This is a genomic window from Pantoea sp. PSNIH1 (assembly GCF_007680655.1).
Lineage (GTDB): Bacteria > Pseudomonadota > Gammaproteobacteria > Enterobacterales > Enterobacteriaceae > Pantoea > Pantoea eucrina.
This window is the reverse complement of sequence record NZ_VEIP01000002.1, coordinates 330,573-348,761: the sequence shown is the minus strand read 5'-3', so window position 1 is coordinate 348,761 and position 18,189 is coordinate 330,573. Positions and strand designations below refer to the sequence as shown.

General features: G+C 57.0%; 16 protein-coding genes. 5 read left to right on the top strand and 11 right to left on the bottom strand.

The annotated features are described in order from the left end of the window. Positions 1-2: 2 nt before the first annotated feature. The 10 genes from mraY to ilvI all read right to left on the bottom strand — a co-directional run bounded on the left by mraY (position 3) and on the right by ilvI (position 11,326). Entirely contained in the window at positions 3-1,085 is a 1,083-nt protein-coding gene (gene mraY, locus FS690_RS09165) for a phospho-N-acetylmuramoyl-pentapeptide-transferase (protein ID WP_039382574.1), read from the bottom strand. After that, positions 1,079-2,440 (bottom strand): UDP-N-acetylmuramoyl-tripeptide--D-alanyl-D-alanine ligase, encoded by a 1,362-nt coding sequence (murF, locus tag FS690_RS09160; protein ID WP_039382572.1) that lies wholly within the window; start codon positions 2,438-2,440, stop codon positions 1,079-1,081. Before murF ends, mraY begins: the two co-directional genes overlap by 7 nt. Further along, positions 2,437-3,924, bottom strand: coding sequence for a UDP-N-acetylmuramoyl-L-alanyl-D-glutamate--2,6-diaminopimelate ligase (gene murE / locus FS690_RS09155; RefSeq protein WP_039382570.1), 1,488 nt, complete (start codon positions 3,922-3,924; stop codon positions 2,437-2,439). The genes murF and murE overlap by 4 nt, the downstream gene beginning before the upstream one ends. Next, positions 3,911-5,677: a peptidoglycan glycosyltransferase FtsI gene (locus tag FS690_RS09150; protein ID WP_039382568.1), complete on the bottom strand. Its 1,767-nt coding sequence runs from the start codon at positions 5,675-5,677 to the stop codon at positions 3,911-3,913. Before FS690_RS09150 ends, murE begins: the two co-directional genes overlap by 14 nt. Before the next feature lie 16 nt (positions 5,678-5,693). Next, on the bottom strand, positions 5,694-6,014 hold the full coding sequence (ftsL, locus tag FS690_RS09145; RefSeq protein WP_039382567.1) for a cell division protein FtsL: 321 nt from the start codon (positions 6,012-6,014) through the stop codon (positions 5,694-5,696). Next, complete coding sequence (rsmH, locus tag FS690_RS09140; RefSeq protein ID WP_039382565.1) at positions 6,011-6,952, bottom strand: 16S rRNA (cytosine(1402)-N(4))-methyltransferase RsmH; 942 nt, start codon at positions 6,950-6,952, stop codon at positions 6,011-6,013. Before rsmH ends, ftsL begins: the two co-directional genes overlap by 4 nt. A gap of 2 nt (positions 6,953-6,954) precedes the next feature. Beyond that, complete coding sequence (gene mraZ / locus FS690_RS09135; RefSeq protein WP_039382563.1) at positions 6,955-7,413, bottom strand: division/cell wall cluster transcriptional repressor MraZ; 459 nt, start codon at positions 7,411-7,413, stop codon at positions 6,955-6,957. Between the two features lie 486 nt (positions 7,414-7,899). Next, positions 7,900-8,910, bottom strand: coding sequence for a catabolite repressor/activator (gene cra, locus FS690_RS09130; protein WP_039382560.1), 1,011 nt, complete (start codon positions 8,908-8,910; stop codon positions 7,900-7,902). 197 nt (positions 8,911-9,107) lie between these two features. Further along, a complete protein-coding gene (gene ilvN, locus FS690_RS09125; protein WP_039382558.1) occupies positions 9,108-9,599 on the bottom strand; it encodes an acetolactate synthase small subunit in 492 nt (163 codons plus the stop codon). 2 nt (positions 9,600-9,601) lie between these two features. Next, positions 9,602-11,326 (bottom strand): acetolactate synthase 3 large subunit, encoded by a 1,725-nt coding sequence (gene ilvI / locus FS690_RS09120; protein WP_039382556.1) that lies wholly within the window; start codon positions 11,324-11,326, stop codon positions 9,602-9,604. 733 nt (positions 11,327-12,059) lie between these two features. Here ilvI and leuL point away from each other — a divergent pair. From leuL to leuD, 5 genes are all read left to right on the top strand, one after another. After that, positions 12,060-12,143 carry a leu operon leader peptide gene (leuL, locus tag FS690_RS18660; RefSeq protein WP_108569992.1) on the top strand — a complete coding sequence of 28 codons (84 nt, stop codon included), beginning with the start codon at positions 12,060-12,062 and terminating at the stop codon, positions 12,141-12,143. Positions 12,144-12,235: 92 nt separating this feature from the next. After that, positions 12,236-13,798, top strand: coding sequence for a 2-isopropylmalate synthase (leuA, locus tag FS690_RS09110; RefSeq protein WP_039382552.1), 1,563 nt, complete (start codon positions 12,236-12,238; stop codon positions 13,796-13,798). Positions 13,799-13,800: 2 nt separating this feature from the next. Continuing rightward, positions 13,801-14,892 (top strand): 3-isopropylmalate dehydrogenase, encoded by a 1,092-nt coding sequence (gene leuB, locus FS690_RS09105; protein WP_039382550.1) that lies wholly within the window; start codon positions 13,801-13,803, stop codon positions 14,890-14,892. Between the two features lie 2 nt (positions 14,893-14,894). Then, the gene (gene leuC, locus FS690_RS09100) at positions 14,895-16,301 is read left to right on the top strand and encodes a 3-isopropylmalate dehydratase large subunit (protein ID WP_039382549.1); all 1,407 of its coding nucleotides are present in this window, start codon (positions 14,895-14,897) and stop codon (positions 16,299-16,301) included. Positions 16,302-16,304: 3 nt separating this feature from the next. After that, the gene (leuD, locus tag FS690_RS09095; RefSeq protein WP_104085543.1) at positions 16,305-16,910 is read left to right on the top strand and encodes a 3-isopropylmalate dehydratase small subunit; all 606 of its coding nucleotides are present in this window, start codon (positions 16,305-16,307) and stop codon (positions 16,908-16,910) included. Positions 16,911-16,945: 35 nt separating this feature from the next. Here leuD and FS690_RS09090 read toward each other — a convergent pair whose 3' ends face one another. Beyond that, a complete protein-coding gene (locus tag FS690_RS09090) occupies positions 16,946-18,151 on the bottom strand; it encodes an MFS transporter (protein ID WP_104085544.1) in 1,206 nt (401 codons plus the stop codon). Positions 18,152-18,189: the final 38 nt, after the last annotated feature.

Below are 18,189 nucleotides of genomic sequence, written 5' to 3'. Positions count from 1 at the left end.
GATTAACGCACCTTCAGCGTAGCCAGGCCAATCAGCACCAGCATCAGCGAAATAATCCAGAAGCGCACGATAACGCGCGGTTCCGGCCAGCCCTTGAGTTCATAGTGGTGATGAATAGGCGCCATGCGGAAAATACGCTGGCCGCGCAGTTTAAAGGAGCCGACCTGCAGGATCACCGACAGCGTTTCAACCACAAATACGCCACCCATAATCACCAGCAGAAACTCCTGACGCAGCAGCACCGCCAGCGTGCCCAGCGCGCCGCCCAGCGCCAGTGACCCGACGTCACCCATGAAAACCTGTGCCGGATAGGTGTTAAACCACAGGAACCCGAGCCCGGCCCCGACAATCGCGGTGCAGACAATAACCAGCTCACCCGCGTGACGCAGATAGGGGATATGCAGATATTCAGCAAACTTCACGTTGCCGGTTGCCCAGGCGACCAGCGCAAAACCGGCAGCGACAAACACCGTTGGCATAATTGCCAGGCCATCAAGACCATCGGTAAGGTTCACGGCGTTGCCGGTGCCCACAATGACAAAGTAGGCCAGCACCACATAAAACAGACCCAGCTGCGGCATCACATCTTTAAAGAAGGGCACCACCAGCTGCGTGGCAGGCGTATCTTTGCCAGCCACAAACAGCGCAAATGCCACGCCGAGTGAGATCACCGACATCCAGAAATATTTCCAGCGCGCGATAAGCCCTTTGGTATCTTTGCGCACCACTTTACGGTAGTCGTCAACAAAGCCAATGGCGCCAAAGCCGAGCAGTACCACCAGTACACACCAGACATAGGGATTGGAAGGGTAAGCCCACATCAGTACGGAGATGGTGATTGATGTCAGGATCATGATGCCGCCCATGGTCGGCGTGCCGCGTTTGCTAAAGTGCGACTCCGGGCCATCATTACGTACCACCTGGCCAATCTGCAGCTTCTGCAGCCAGGCGATCAGACGCGGTCCCATCCATAATGAGATAAACAGAGCGGTCAGCAGGCTGACAATGGCGCGAAACGTCAGATAGGAAAAGACGTTAAAACCGGAATAAAATGCGACCAGATGTTCGGCCAGCCAGACTAGCATGTTCCTTTCTCCTTCAGTCCCTGTACTACCTGCTCCATGGCGGCACTACGTGAACCTTTAACTAAAATAGTGATCTCAGGATGCTGCGCGAGCAGCGCCTGCAGATGGGCGATCAGCGCGGCTTTGCTGGCAAAATGCTGGCCTCTGCCGCTGCTGTCGCTGATAAAGTGGCTGAGCTGACCGGTGCTGAGCACGGCATCCACGCCGGCAGCCTGTGCTGCGGCGCCCACCTGACGGTGGCACGCTTCCGCTTCCTCGCCCAGCTCGCCCATATCGCCTACTACCATAACGCGGAAGCCGGGCATCTCACCCAGCACCTGCGCGGCGGCCGTCATCGAACCCACGTTTGCGTTATAACTGTCATCCAGCAGCAGCTGTGTCGCCGAGAGACGCACCGGGAAGAGACGTCCCGGCACCGGCTGCAGCATTTTCAGGCCGGACTGGATGGCGGTCAGCGGTGCGTCGACCGACAGGGCCAGTGCTGCGGCGGCCAGCGCGTTGGCAATATTATGGCGGCCCGGCAGCGGCAGTTCGATAGCGATATCTCCGCGCGGCGTGTGCAGCGTAAAGCAGGTCACGTCAGGCCGCAGTACGATATCGCTGGCGCGAAACTCCGCATCAGTCAGCGGCTGCGGCGAAAAGTGCCACAGCGTTCTGCCGGCAAAATAGGGCTGCCAGTTAGCGAGATCGTGACTGTCGGCATTTACAATCGCCGTGCCGTGCAGCGGTAAACCGGCAAAGATTTCGCCTTTGGCTTTCGCCACGCCTGCCAGTGATCCAAAACCTTCGAGATGCGCCGCTGCGAGATTGTTGACCAGCGCGGTCTCCGGCTGTACCAGCGCCGTGGTGTAGGCGATTTCGCCCTGATGGTTAGCGCCAAGTTCGATAACCGCATACTGATGTGCCGCGGTCAGACGCAGCAGCGTCATCGGCACGCCGTAGTCGTTATTCAGGTTACCGGCGGTGTAGAGCGTTTCGCCACACTGGCGTAAAATTGCCGCCGTCATCTCTTTCACTGAGGTTTTACCCGATGAGCCGGTCAGCGCCACGACGCGCGCGGTCGACTGCTGACGTACCCAGGCACCAAGCTGGCCGAACGCAATGCGCGTATCCGCCACCACCACCTGCGGCAGCGCAACCGGTAACTGCCGGCTCACCAGCAGCGCCTGCGCCCCGCTGTTCATCGCCTGCTCAGCAAAGTCGTGCGCGTCAAAACGCTCACCCACCAGCGCCACAAACAGGCAGCCTGCGGTGACTTTACGGGTATCGGTCGTGACTTCATGCAGGGTCGCATCGCTGCCGTGCAGCGTACCGCCGCTGATGTCAGCCAGCGTTTGCAGCGTAATCGGGATCATGCCATTACTCCCAGCAGTCGGGCGACGGTGTCGCGGTCCGAGTAATCGAGACGACGATTGCCGATAATCTGATAATCTTCATGTCCCTTGCCGGCGACCAGCACGATATCTTCAGCTTTTGCCTGCATCACGGCGCTGGTCACCGCCTGCGCCCGGCCAGGCACGACGCGTGCGCGACCCGGATCGAGCAGTCCGGTCAGAATATCGTCCACAATCGCGGCGGGATCTTCGCTGCGCGGATTGTCATCGGTGATCACCACCACGTCAGCAAACTGTTCAGCAATCGCCCCCATCAGCGGACGTTTGCCTTTGTCGCGGTCGCCGCCGCAGCCGAATACGCACCAGAGCTGGCCCTTACAGTGAAGGCGCGCCGCTTCCAGCGCTTTCTCCAGCGCATCCGGGGTGTGCGCGTAATCCACCACAACGGTGGCTTTGCCCGCTGCACTGAAGACTTCCATGCGTCCGCATACCGGCTGCAGGTCTGCAGCGGTTGCCACTAAACTCTCCAGCGGATAGTCCATCGTCAGCAGCGTAGCCAGCGCCAGCAGCAGATTGCTGACGTTAAAGGCGCCCATCAGGCGGCTGTCAAAAGAGCCATCTCCCCAGCTGGAGCTGAAGCGCACGCGTGCGCCACCGTCGTGATACGCGACTTCAGTGGCATGGAGCCAGCGCCCGTGCCAGCCGGATGGCAGGTTGTTTGCCATGGTTACCGCGACCGCATCGGGCAGCTGCTGCAGCCAGCGATAGCCGGTCTCATCATCAGCGTTGATGATTGCGTCACCGATCTGATGTTCAGAAAAGAGCAGCCACTTGGCTGACTCATAGCTTTGCATGTCACCGTGGTAGTCGAGATGGTCGCGGCTCAGATTGGTAAATACCGCCGCAGCAAACGGCAATGCCGCCACGCGGTGCTGTACCAGGCCATGCGACGAGACCTCCATCGCTGCCAGGGTGGCGCCCTGCCCCACTAAGTCGTGCAGGATATGCTGAACCTCAACGGCCGAGCCGGTGGTGTTCTCTGCTGGCAGCAGCTGGCCATACAGGCCGTTACCCACGGTACCCATCACCGCGCCCGTTTCGCCCAGCAGGTTAGCCCACTGTGCAATCAGCTGGGTGGTGGTGGTCTTGCCATTCGTCCCGGTAACGCCTGCCAGCTTCAGCTTGCTGCCCGGCTGCTGATAAAAGCGTCCCGCCAGCGCGGAGAGGCGCTGCGGCAGCTGCGCCAGATAGATCACCGGCACGCCGTGCAGTTCACGGATATCGCCGTCACTGGCCTCGCCTTCCGCTTCGGCAATCACGGCGGCAACGCCCTGCGCAATGGCCTGCGGGATAAAGCGCCGGCCATCAGCATGATGGCCCGCTACGGCGATAAACAGATCGCCGGCCGCCGCCGCGCGGCTGTCCAGCGTCATGTCACGAAGGGGACGCGCCGGCGCGCCGGCCACCCAGGGGGCCAGTAAATCGCGCAGGTTACGATCTGTCACTTGATGCCTCACTTCTGTTCTTCACTAATTCGTTTTTATCCACGACAGGCAGTGCGTCCGGCTCAATATTCATGGTGCGCAATACGCCGCCCATGATGGCGCCAAACACCGGCGCAGAGACTGCACCGCCATAATATTTACCGGCCTGCGGATCGTTAATCACCACGACCAGCGCAAAACGCGGCTGGCTGGCTGGTGCCACACCGGCGGTGTAGGCGATATACTTATTGACGTAGCGGCCATCGGGACCGACCTTTTTCGCGGTGCCGGTTTTAATCGCAATGCGATATCCTTTGATAGCGGCTTTTACCCCACCGCCGCCAGGCAGTGCCACGCTCTCCATCATATGCATTACCGTTCTGACCAGGTTCTCCGGAAAGACGCGCTCACCTGCAACCGGCGGATCCACTTTGGTAATGGAGAGAGGACGATTGATACCGTAGCTGCCAATCGTTGCGTAGACTCGCGCTAACTGTAACGGCGTTACCATTAGCCCGTAGCCGAAAGAGAAGGTGGCCCTCTCTATGTCAGACCACCGTTGTTTTTGAGGGTATAAGCCACTGCTTTCCCCGACCAGCCCCAAATTGGTCGGTTTACCCAGTCCAAAGCGCGCGTAAGTATCTACCAGCGCTGAGGAGGGCATCGCTAACGCCAGACGTGAAACCCCGACGTTACTCGACTTCTGTAAGACCCCGGTCAGGGTCAGTTCGTTATAGCGCGCCACATCTTTGATCTCATGACCGTTTACGCGGTATGGCACGGTGTTCAGTACGCTGTTCTCTTTCACCACCCCACGCTGCAGCGCAGTCATCACCACCATGGGCTTCACCGTTGAGCCCGGCTCAAAAATGTCGGTGATGGCGCGGTTACGCATGACATCTTTTGGCGTATTGCTGAGGTTATTCGGGTTGTAGGCGGGGCTGTTTGCCATTGCCAGCACTTCACCCGTGCTGACATCAACCAGCACCGCCGTGCCCGACTCTGCTTTGTTAAAGGCGACTGCATTGTTGAGTTCGCGATAGACCAGCGCCTGCAGCCGCTCATCAATACTCAGCGTCAGATTGTGTGCAGCACGGCTGTCGACCGACGAGATATCTTCAATGACGCGCCCGAAGCGATCTTTACGCACCGTACGCTCGCCTGGCGCGCCCGTCAGCCATTTGTCGAAGCTTTTCTCAATCCCTTCGATGCCCTGTCCGTCAATGTTGGTGAAACCAATCAGATGCGCGGTGACCTGACCGGCCGGATAGTAGCGGCGCGACTCCTGGCGCAGATAAATACCCGGCAGCTTCAGTTTTTTCACATAGTCGCCAATGGCCGGATTAACCTGACGCGCCAGATAGATAAAGCGTCCTTTGGGGTTGGCGTTGATGCGCGCGGCCAGCTGATCCAGCGGGATCGACAGCGCATCTGAGAGCGCTTTCCAGCGGCTATCAAGGGTGACGCCGCCGTGACCAATCAGCTCTTTGGGATCGGCCCAGATAGCATTAACCGGTACGCTGACCGCCAGCGGACGCCCGGCGCGGTCGCTGATCATGCCGCGTGCCGTCGGCACCTCCTGCACGCGCAGCGAGCGCAGATCGCCCTCTTTAACCAGCCGATCGGGCTTGATCACCTGCAGCCAGGCGACGCGCGACAGCAGCCCGCCCAGCGCGAGTAAAATACAGCCGCACAGCAAAGCAAAACGCCAGCTTACAAAGCTGGCCTTATCTTCCTGTTTTTTTAACTTCAGCGTTTTGCCTGCGCCGCTCATTGAGGTCTGCGATTCCTTATTTCTGCACCACAATATTTTCCTGAGAAGGATCAACGTGCCGCAGCTGCAGCTTATCGGTTGCGATCCGCTCTACCCGGCTGTGATCGCCAAGCGCGTTCTCTTCCAGAATCAGGTTGCGCCATTCGATATCCAGCGCATCGCGCTCCAGCACCAGCTGTTCACGCTGCGCCGTTAGCAGGCGCGTTTTGTGCGTTGTGGTCACGACCAGTACCGAAGAGACCAGTACGGCAATCAGTAACAACACCGGGATCTTGCCAAAGCGCAGCAGGTCTCCGCCGATGACGCCGGGGAGACTGTGCCGCTCATTGCCAATCATGGCGCGGTCCTTTCAGCAATACGCAGCACCGAGCTGCGCGCGCGCGGGTTTTCCCGCACCTCTGCTTCGCCCGGAATGAGCTTGCCCAGCGTTTTCAGCTCGCGTCCGCCCAGCGCTTTCAGCTGGCTTTCCGTCATCGGAATTCCCGCCGGAACCTGCGGACCACGGCTTTGATCGCGCATAAAACGCTTCACCAGGCGATCTTCAAGAGAGTGGAAGCTGATGATGGATAAACGGCCACCCGGAGCCAGAACAGAAAGCGCGCCTTTGAGTGCGGTATCAATCTCTTCCAGCTCACTGTTGATCCAGATACGAATAGCCTGAAAGCTGCGCGTCGCCGGGTGCTTAAATTTATCTTTTACCGGCGTCGCGGCGGCAATGACTTCAGCCAGCTCTTTTGTGCGCGTCATCGGCTGCTCCCGATTGCGCTCTGTAATGGCGCGTGCAATGCGCTTCGCGAAACGCTCTTCGCCGTATGTTTTCAGCACAAAGGCGATATCAGCTTCTTCTGCCTGCAGCAGCCATTCAGCGGCAGAGTGACCCCGCGTGGGATCCATGCGCATGTCCAGCGGCCCGTCGCGCATAAACGAAAAGCCGCGCTCGGCGTCGTCCAGCTGCGGTGAGGAGACGCCCAGATCCAGCAGGACGCCACTGATTTTCCCGGTCAGCCCGCGCGCGTCGACATAGTCTGCCAGCGCTGAGAAAGGACCGTGCACAATAGAAAAGCGCGGATCGTTAATCTCAGCGGCGGCCGCAATTGCCTGCGGATCGCGATCGATGGCCAGCAGCTGTCCATTTTCGCCAAGCTGCGAAAGGATCAGGCGTGAGTGGCCACCGCGACCAAAGGTGCCGTCAATGTAAATGCCGTCTTCCCTGATATTAAGGCCGTTTACCGCCTCATCCAGCAGCACCGTGGTATGTTTAAAATTTTCCTGCATAGCTATAGCGATAAGTCCTGCAACCGCTCAGATAGAGGTTCCTGAGCTGAATGTTCTGCGTCAATATCATCCCTGACTTGTTGATACCAGGTCTGTTCATCCCACAATTCAAACTTGTTGAACTGCCCAACCAGCATCACTTCTTTTTTCAGTCCCGCATGCTGCCTTAAGGTATTTGCCAGCAGCAGCCGGCCTGCACTATCCATCTGGCATTCGCTGGCATGTCCGAGCAGCAGACGCTGTACGCGTCGCTCTGCCGGATTCATACTGGATAAGCGAGCCAGTTTTTTCTCAATAATTTCCCATTCGGGCAGGGTATAAAGCAGCAGGCAGGGCTGATGCAGGTCGATAGTAGAGACCATCTGACCCTGAGACTCTGCGAGCAGTAATTCGCGATAGCGCACCGGAACCGCTAACCGCCCTTTACTGTCGAGATTGACTAACGTTGCCCCGCGGAACATGCCAGCCTGACTCCTCAGCTACCGTTTTCACCACTTTATCCCACTTTTTACCACGAAACGAGTTTACGGAGCCGATGAAAACATTGTCAAGCCGCAACGGCAGGTGAATATCACTCTTTACATCCCGGAAAAATAAGCGGAAAGCGAAATAAAAAAGCGTGCGGAATGGCAAAGCAAAATTAAACCGATGAATAACAGTATAAAAATATCTGCTTACTTCAGACATGATTAAATTTGATTCAGATTTGGCTTAAGTACAGCAGCGCAGGGTTATGCGACAGCGGCGGCATTTTAGGGGATTTCTGAACGGAAGCCCAGCGCAAGCGCCTGCTGGCAGGGATTAAAAATGACTAACTTTTATCCAGCAGGATTAAATTGCTCGCTGTTTTGTGAAAATTAATGGCTGTTATTTACGCTTTTTTACGTCAGATAATTAATTGCCCGCCAGATAGTGAATAAATGGCGGGCATCATCGCGTCCGCTAACTCATTTTGTCAGGCGGCTTAACTGGCCACGATGAAATAAGTTACGGCGAATGCGCGTTAATCCGGGTTTGGGTTTGCGCGGCTCATCAAGAGACGCCAGCACCAGTTCCAGAACCCGCTCTGCAACGTCGCGATGACGCTGTCCCACCGCCAGTACCGGACAATCAAGGAAATCGAGTAATTCGTGATCGCCAAACGTGGCGATCGCCAGATCTTTTGGCAGCCGCCCTTCTCGTTTCAGCGTGACATCCATTACGCCCTGCAGCAGACCAAATGATGTGGTAAAAAGCGCATCAGGCATGGGATTTTCGTCCAGATAACGCTCAAACAGGGCAGCGGCGGCCGCGCGATCAAAACTGTTGCAGTAGAGGTAACTGACTGAACGCTCATCATCCTGCCAGGCTTCGCGGAAGCCCATTTCACGCAGAAAACTCACGGAAAGCTCCGGTAGCGCGCCCATAAACAGTACGTTTTTCACCGGGAGCTGACGCAATTCAGCCGCCAGCGCGCGCGCATCATCCTGATCGGCACCGACAACGCTGGTAAAGTGCTCACGATCCAGCGCGCGATCCAGCGCGACAATCGGCAGCGGATCGTTTATCCAGCGCTGGTAGAACGGGTGCTCCGGCGGCAGCGAAGTGGAGACGATGATTGCATCGACCTGACGCTGCAGCAGATGCTCGATACAGCGCATCTCGTTATCAGGCTGATCTTCTGAACAGGCGATAAGCAGCTGATAGCCGCGCTGGCGCGCCTGACGCTCCAGATAATTAGCAATACGCGTATAGCTGGTGTTTTCGAGATCGGGGATCACCAGTCCGATAGAGCGCGTGCGCCCTGCACGCAGGCCAGCAGCGACCGCATTGGGGTGGTAGTTATACTCGCGTACCACCGCCATCACTTTCTCAACCGTTTTGTCGCTGACACGATACTGCCGCGCTTTACCATTGATCACATAGCTGGCGGTGGTACGCGAGACGCCGGCCAGACGCGCAATTTCATCCAGTTTCACGATAACACCTTCATGTCGATAAGCCAGAGCTGGCGGAGATATCCGCAACGTAGCTGTGGATAAAATCTTTGTTACATCTAACCGCAGAAAACCAGCCTGAGCAACCGCTTTTCATCAGCAAACAAAGCTGGCGCATAAAATAAAAAAACCCGGCATTACGCCGGGTTAGAGTAAAGTGCAGTGATAACAGAGCGGGATTAACGCATGATGCGCTCGCCGCGTGATACGCCAACGATACCTGAACGTGCCACCTCAACAATCTCTGCTACTTCGCGTACGCTGTTGAGAAACGCATCCAGCTTGTCGCTGGTGCCTGCCAGCTGAACCGTGTAAAGCGTCGGTGTGACATCAACAATCTGTCCGCGAAAAATCTCCGCGCTGCGTTTCACTTCTTCACGGCCATAGCCGCTGGCCTGAATTTTGACCAGCATGATCTCACGCTCAACGTAAGCGCCCTGCCCCAGTTCAGTGACGCGCAGTACGTCCACCAGCTTATGCAGCTGCTTCTCAATCTGCTCAATCACTTTTTCATCGCCCACGGTCTGAATGGTCATGCGCGACAGAGTAGGATCGTCGGTGGGCGCAACGGTCAGGCTCTCAATGTTATAACCGCGCTGGGAGAAAAGTCCGACCACGCGGGATAACGCGCCCGACTCATTCTCCAGCAGCACCGATAGAATACGACGCATAATTAAGTCCTCTCCGTCTTGCTCAACCACATTTCATCCATTGAGCCGCCCCGAATCTGCATCGGATAGACGTGCTCGCTGCCATCAACGGTGACATCCACAAACACCAGTCGCCCTTTTGCCAGCGTATCCAGCGCCAGCTGCAGCTTCTCTTCCAGCTCGGCCGGATGCTGGATAGCGATGCCGACATGGCCATACGCCTCAGCCAGGCGGACAAAATCGGGCAGCGACTCCATATAGGATTGTGAATGGCGTCCGGAATAGATCATATCCTGCCACTGTTTCACCATGCCGAGGAAACGGTTGTTCAGATTGAGCACCAGCACAGGCAGATCGTACTGCAGCGCTGTCGATAGCTCCTGAATGTTCATCTGGATGCTGCCATCGCCGGTGACACAGATTACCGTCTCTTCCGGCAGCGCCATCTTCACGCCCAGCGCAGCCGGCAGGCCAAAGCCCATGGTGCCAAGGCCACCGGAGTTGATCCAGCGACGCGGCTTGTCAAACGGGTAATAGAGTGCAGCAAACATCTGGTGCTGTCCGACATCAGAGGTCACGTAAGCCTCGCCGCCCGTCAGACGCGCGATTGTCTCTATCACCGCCTGCGGTTTGATCTTATCGCTGCTGCGATCGAACTCCAGACACTTACGGCTGCGCCAGGTTTCAATGTTCTGCCACCAGTCGCGCAGGCTGTCGTGCTGCTGCTGCGTGTCGCTCTGCGCCAGCAGCTCCAGCATCTGCACCAGCGTCTGTTTTGCATCGCCAACGATCGGAATATCTGCGCTGACCGTTTTTGAAATAGACGTCGGATCAACATCAATGTGCATGATGGTGGCATTCGGGCAATATTTTGCCAGATTGTTGGTGGTGCGATCGTCAAAGCGGACGCCGATGCCGAAGATCAAATCGGCGTTATGCATCGTCATGTTGGCTTCATACGTGCCGTGCATGCCCAGCATGCCGACGCACTGACGGTGCGTGCCAGGAAACGCACCCAGCCCCATCAGCGAGGTGGTTACCGGGATGTTAAGCTGCTCAGCCAGCTGGCGCAGTTCCGCTTCGCATCCTGACGTGATCGCCCCGCCACCGGCATAGATTACCGGTTTATGCGCAGCCAGCAGTGTCTGCAGTGCGCGCTTGATCTGACCTTTATGGCCCTGCAGGGTCGGATTATAAGAGCGCATGCTGACGCTTTCCGGCCAGGCATACGGCAGCTTGTTCGCCGGATTAAGGATATCTTTAGGCAGATCGATCACGACCGGGCCAGGGCGTCCGCTGGCCGCCAGCCAGAACGCTTTTTTCAGTACAGTGGGGATCTCTTCCGTGCTTTTTACCAGAAAGCTGTGTTTGACCACCGGCCGGGAGATACCGACCATGTCACACTCCTGAAACGCATCATAGCCAATCAGCGATGAGGGCACCTGGCCTGACAGGATGACCAGCGGAATCGAATCCATATAGGCGGTTGCGATACCGGTGATGGCATTCGTCGCCCCCGGTCCAGACGTCACCAGCACCACGCCAACTTCGCCGGTTGCCCGTGCCAGACCATCTGCCATATGCACTGCGCCCTGTTCGTGACGCACCAGTACATGGTCAATTCCACCGACCGTCTGCAGCGCATCATAGATATCGAGCACTGCTCCGCCCGGATAACCGAATACCTGTTTTACGCCCTGATCGATCAACGAACGGACGACCATTTCGGCTCCTGACAACATCTCCATTTTCTGCCTCCAGGCGTCAGAAACAGCCGCGACGGGCAGCGCTGTCCAGCGCACGGTGTCGCATCTGTTCCCTTATCGCCAATTAAGATCAAAATCTTATGTTTATGCTCAGAAGAAGGAATTCATTTCCGCCTTCCAGATATCGGGAATCTACCTGAATGAATTCTTTTGAGAGTAGGACGATTACCATAACCGCAGAGCCTGCGGGCTGCAAACTGCCAGGGCCTGCGACATGCGTTCTCTGACACGCAAGCCTCTGACGTGTCGGGTCAGGGTGCGATGAATAAACTAATCGGCAGGCATAAATTCAGAGGAATATGCTGGCCTGAAGATTATTTTCAGCGAGTTGTAAGAAATATATTTTTGTTATCGCCTGTTGCATCAGCCCACAATGTTTTTAACTTCTTTCTTTGCCGTGTGATTAACGTCAAAAATTGCCAGAGGCATTATATTATTCTGCCTTGCAGCCTGAGATTTGTATTTTCATCTGCCGCATACATTAAAATATAACAATAAAATCAACAACTTAATCAAAATAATCGCTTTATGATAGCGTACATTACATCTGCCCCTGCGATGCAGCACGCTATTTTTTTCGCGATCCTCCACAGGCGTCAATATTTCCAGCAGATCGCGCTTTTGGCGTAAGAAAAATAGCCGCTGGTTCAGGGTTGACATCACATCGCCAATCCAGTACCAATATGTACAGCACACATTTTATGGGGTTTGATTCATGTTTCGTTCTTTCCGCCTACTCGGTCTACTACTAAACGCATCCAGTTTGCGCGGTAGACTCGTGGGCGAAATCAACAACTGATTCCAACCCGCTGAAAGTTAAAAACCCGCGCCACTGCGCGGGTTTTTTTATGCTCGTTGCACCGGCGAAGTTAATGCAAAAGGAAGATAACCATGAGCCAGCAAGTTATTATTTTCGATACCACTCTGCGCGACGGCGAACAGGCGTTACAGGCCAGCCTGAGTGTTAAAGAAAAATTGCAGATCGCCCTGGCGCTGGAAAGAATGGGCGTGGACGTAATGGAAGTGGGTTTCCCGGTCTCTTCACCCGGTGACTTTGAATCGGTACAGACCATTGCCCGTACGATTAAAAACAGCCGCGTCTGCGGGCTGGCGCGCTGTGTCGAGAAAGATATTGATGCCGCTTACGAATCACTGCGCGTCGCCGATGCGTTCCGTATTCACACCTTTATCGCTACCTCACCGATGCATATTGCAACCAAGCTGCGCAGCACGCTGCCGGAAGTGATTGAGCGCGCGGTGCACATGGTAAAACGCGCACGTAACTACACCGATGATGTGGAGTTCTCCTGTGAAGATGGCGGGCGCACGCCGATTGACGATCTCTGCCGCATGGTTGAAGCCGCCATCAGCGCCGGTGCTACCACCATTAATATTCCCGATACCGTTGGCTATACCCTGCCTGGCGAATACGCCAATATTATCGGGCAGCTGGTTAACCGCGTGCCTAACATCGACAAAGCGATTCTGTCAGTGCACACCCATGATGATTTAGGGATGGCAACCGGCAACGCTATTGCTGCGGTACTGGCGGGCGCGCGTCAGGTTGAAGGCACGCTGAATGGTCTGGGCGAGCGCGCCGGTAACTGCGCGCTGGAAGAGGTGATCATGGCGATCAAAACCCGCCAGCAGATCATGAACGTTCACACCGCTATCAACCACCAGGAGATCTACCGCACCAGCCAGATTGTCAGCCAGATCTGCAACATGCCAATTCCGGCGAACAAAGCGGTGGTCGGCTCAAATGCGTTTGCGCACTCCTCCGGCATTCATCAGGATGGCGTGCTGAAAAACCGTGAAAACTACGAAATTCTGACGCCTGAATCGATCGGCCTGCACAAAATTCAGCTGAATCTCACCTCCCGCTCCGGACGCGCGGCGGTAAAACATCGTATGGAAGAGATGGGCTATAAAGAGGCTGACTACAACCTCGACGCGCTGTATGACGCCTTCCTGAAGCTGGCCGATAAGAAAGGTCAGGTGTTTGACTACGATCTGGAAGCGCTCGCCTTTATCAACAAACAGCATGAAGAGCCGGAATTTTTCCAGCTCAACGAATTCAACGTGCAGACCGGCTCCAGCGTCACGGCAACCGCTTCAGTCCAGCTCGGCTATGGTGAAGAGACCAAAGCGGATGCGGCCACCGGCAACGGTCCGGTTGACGCGGTCTATCAGGCGATCAACCGCATTACCGGCTTTGACGCCGAGCTGGTGAACTACAAGCTGACGGCGAAAGGTCACGGCGAAAATGCCCTGGGTCAGGTGGATATCGTAGTGAACTACAACGGACGCAAGTTCCACGGCGTAGGTCTCGCTACCGATATCGTTGAATCCTCTGCCAAAGCGATGATCAACGCACTGAACAACATCTGGCGAGCCCGACAGGTCGAAAAAGAACTGCAGCGTAAATTTAAAGAACAGAAGGAAACGGTGTAACTATGACTCACTCATATCATATTGCGGTCATGCCTGGCGACGGAATCGGCCCGGAAGTGATGGCGCAGGCGATGAAAGTGCTCGACGCGGTTCGCACCCGCTTTGGCATGCGTATCACCACCAGCGAATATGATGTTGGCGGTATCGCCATCGATCGTCACGGTGAACCACTGCCGCCTGCGACCGTAGCCGGGGCTGAGCAGGCAGACGCGATTCTGTTTGGCTCCGTTGGCGGCCCGAAGTGGGAGCATCTGCCGCCGGCTGGCCAGCCGGAGCGCGGGGCGCTGCTGCCGCTGCGCAAGCATTTCAGACTGTTCAGCAATCTGCGCCCTGCCGCGCTCTATAAAGGTCTTGAAGCATTTTGCCCGCTGCGCAGCGATATCGCGGCGCGCGGTTTTGATATTCTCTGCGTACGTGAGCTCACCGGCGGCATCTACTTTGGCCAGCCAAAAGGACGCGAAGGCAGCGGTGCACACGAGCGGGCGTTTGATACCGAGGTTTACCACCGCTTTGAGATTGAGCGCATTGCACGTAACGCCTTTGAAGCCGCACGCAAGCGCCGGGGTCATGTCACCTCCATCGACAAAGCTAACGTGCTGCAGAGTTCGGTGATGTGGCGCGAAATCGTGAATGAAGTGGCAAAAGCGTATCCTGACGTGCAGCTGGCGCATATGTATATCGACAATGCCACCATGCAGCTGATCAAAGATCCGTCGCAGTTTGATGTCCTGCTCTGCTCCAACCTGTTTGGCGACATTCTCTCTGATGAGTGCGCCATGATCACCGGGTCGATGGGCATGCTGCCGTCAGCCAGCCTGAACGAAGAGGGTTTTGGCCTGTTTGAACCCGCTGGCGGCTCTGCGCCGGATATCGCCGGACAAAATATCGCTAACCCGATTGCCCAGATCCTGTCGCTGTCGATGCTGCTGCGCTTCAGCCTGAACGCCGCCGACGCGGCGAATGCTATCGAACAGGCGGTCAGCCAGGCGCTGGAAGCGGGCCATCGCACCCGCGATCTGGCGGGCGACGGCCCTGCTGTCAGTACGGATGAAATGGGTAGCCTCATCGCGGGCTTCATTGCCGGAGAAAAATAAAAATGAAAAGCTTATACCAGAAGTTATTTGACGCACATGTCGTTCACGAAGCGCCCGATGAAACGCCGCTGCTCTATATTGACCGTCACCTGATCCACGAAGTGACCTCCCCGCAGGCGTTCGACGGCCTGCGCGCGCACGGCCGTAAAGTGCGTCAGCCGGAAAAAACCTTTGCCACCATGGATCACAACGTTTCAACCCAGACGAAAGATATCAATGCGTCGGGTGAAATGGCGCGGATTCAGATGCAGGAACTGATGAAGAACTGCGATGAGTTCGGCATTCAGCTCTACGACCTGAACCATCCCTTCCAGGGCATCGTACACGTGATCGGGCCGGAACAGGGCATGACCCTGCCAGGTATGACCATCGTCTGCGGCGACTCACATACCGCCACGCACGGCGCCTTTGGTTCACTGGCGTTTGGTATCGGCACTTCGGAAGTTGAGCATGTGTTTGCCACTCAGACGCTGAAGCAGGGTCGGGCGAAAACCATGAAAATCAATGTGTCGGGCGCCGCTGCGCCGGGCATTACGGCGAAAGATATCGTGCTGGCGATCATCGGTAAAACCGGCAGCGCCGGCGGCACTGGCTATGTGGTGGAGTTCTGCGGCCCGGCGATTGAAGCGCTGAGCATGGAAGGCCGCATGACGCTGTGCAATATGGCGATTGAGATGGGCGCGAAAGCGGGTCTGGTGGCGCCGGATGACACCACGTTCGCCTACCTGAAAGATAAGCAGTTTGCGCCGAAAGGCGACGACTGGGAGCAGGCCGTGGCCTACTGGCGCACGCTGAAGTCAGATCCGGACGCAGCGTTTGATAGCGTGGTGACGCTGAACGCCGCCGATATTGCCCCGCAGGTCACCTGGGGCACCAATCCGGGTCAGGTGATGGCGGTGGATCAGGCGATACCCGATCCCGCCTCGTTTGCCGATCCGGTTGAGCGCGCCTCCGCTGAAAAAGCGCTGGCTTACATGAACCTGCAACCGGGCGTGAAGCTGACCGACGTGGCTATCGATAAAGTCTTTATTGGCTCCTGCACTAACTCACGCATTGAGGATCTGCGCGCTGCCGCGGCGGTTGCCAAAGGGCGTAAAGTGGCACCCGGCGTAGTCGCGATGGTCGTGCCGGGTTCCGGTCCGGTTAAAGCGCAGGCGGAAGCGGAAGGTCTGGATAAAATCTTTCTTGAGGCGGGTTTTGAGTGGCGTCTGCCGGGCTGCTCTATGTGTCTTGCCATGAACAACGATCGCCTGAATCCGGGCGAGCGCTGCGCCTCGACCAGCAACCGCAACTTTGAAGGCCGTCAGGGCCGTGGCGGCCGTACGCACCTGGTCAGCCCGGCGATGGCTGCCGCCGCAGCGGTCTCCGGCCGTTTTGCCGATATTCGTGAACTGACTCAGGGAGCTTAAGCGATGGCGACTAAATTTACGCAGCACACCGGTATTGTCGCGCCACTGGATGCGGCCAACGTGGATACCGATGCCATTATTCCAAAGCAGTTTCTGCAGAAGGTCACCCGCACCGGCTTCGGTGCCCACCTGTTTCACGACTGGCGTTTTGACGATGATGCCGGCACACAGCCTACCGCCAGCTTTGTGCTTAACAAGCCTGAGTTTGCCGGTGCCAGCATTCTGCTGGCGCGCGAGAACTTCGGCTGCGGCTCCTCCCGTGAGCACGCCCCCTGGGCGCTGACCGACTTCGGTTTCCATGTCGTCATTGCGCCAAGCTTTGCCGATATCTTTTACGGCAACAGCTTTAACAATCAGCTGCTGCCGGTGCGACTGAGCGAAGAGGATGTTGACGCACTGTTCCGGCTGGTTGACGCCAGTCCGGGCATGCGCTTTACGGTGGATCTGGAAGCACAGACGGTCACGGCAGGCGATAAGATCTATACGTTTGAGATCGACAGCTTCCGCCGCCACTGCATGATTAACGGCCTGGACAGTATCGGCCTGACGCTGCAGCATGAAGAGTCGATCGCGCGCTACGAGCAGCAGCAGCCCGCTTTCCTGCGATAATGATTAAACGCCGCTACGTCAGGTAGCGGCACGCTTTACGCGCCGGCGATCTCCGTCGCCGGCTTCACATCGCGCACGCGCGCGACCAGCAGCAGCGCCAGCACGGACATGCCCAGCGCCACCTGATAAACCGATTCATGCCCGAAACGCTCGCTCAGGATCCCCTGCAGCAGCCCGGCCACGATCAGCCCGGTGGAGATGGAGGTGGTAAACAGCGTTGTTGCCGCGCCCGCCCGGCCGGGCATCAGATCCTGAAACCAGAGCATGCCAATACCGGCGATAATGCCGATAAAAGCGGCGTTAAACAGCTGCAGCAGCATCAGCGCAGTTTTTGAGGTAAACAGCACCAGCCCGAGATAAAAGAGAATTGCTGCCACGCCCGCCACCAGCATCAGCGCGCGCTTGCCGACGCGCTTCGCGTAAAAGCCCGCCAGCAGCATAATCGGGATCTCCAGGCCGGCGGCCGTTCCCATCAGCAGGCCCGCCAGCTTTTCAGGCAGCCCCAGCGTGTTGCTCATGTAGAGCGGCATATCAATAAAGTACATGGTGTTGCACGCCCACATGATTACTGAGGCGATAAACAGCAGCATCACCTGCGCATCTTTCCACGGGCTGACCTGCAGCAGCAGCTGCTCCGGCGTCGCCACCACGCGCGGTACCGACGGCAGGCCGCGCCAGATCAGCAACATACTCAGTAAAAACATGCCCGCCACCACGGCAAACAGCGTGACGAAACCGAAATTGAGCGCCAGCGCAAATGAGAGCGGCGGACCGATGACCCACGCCAGCGACAGCTGCGCCCGCATCACCGAACTGAACATCACCACTTCACGCGCTGATGCGTCCGCGTACTCCCGCGCCAGCGCAAATATCTGCGGCATTGCGACGCTGGCCAGCGCGGAGAGCAGCACGCCCAGGCTTATCAGCGTGGCGTAGTGACGGTTAAACGCAAACAGCAGCGCGTTCAGAATGGCCATCAGGCAGCAAAAGAGGATCAGGTGGCGCCGGTCGCCGCGCGTGTCGGAGCGCTTTGCTACCAGCATACTGATCACAATGCCGCCGAGTGCGTTAATGGTGAAAAAGAGCCCGACCCAGAAGGGGCGTACCTGCACTTCGCGGGTCAGAAACAGGCTGAGGGTCGGTGCCTGCAGCGCACCCGCAACGCCCGCCATAAAGGTGACAGCCATAAAAGCGAGATAGACCGGATCGGGGCGGCGCTGCCGCGTTAACAGCGACTTCATGCAGAAATCCCTTTGGAAAAAACAGAAAAGAGTAGCGA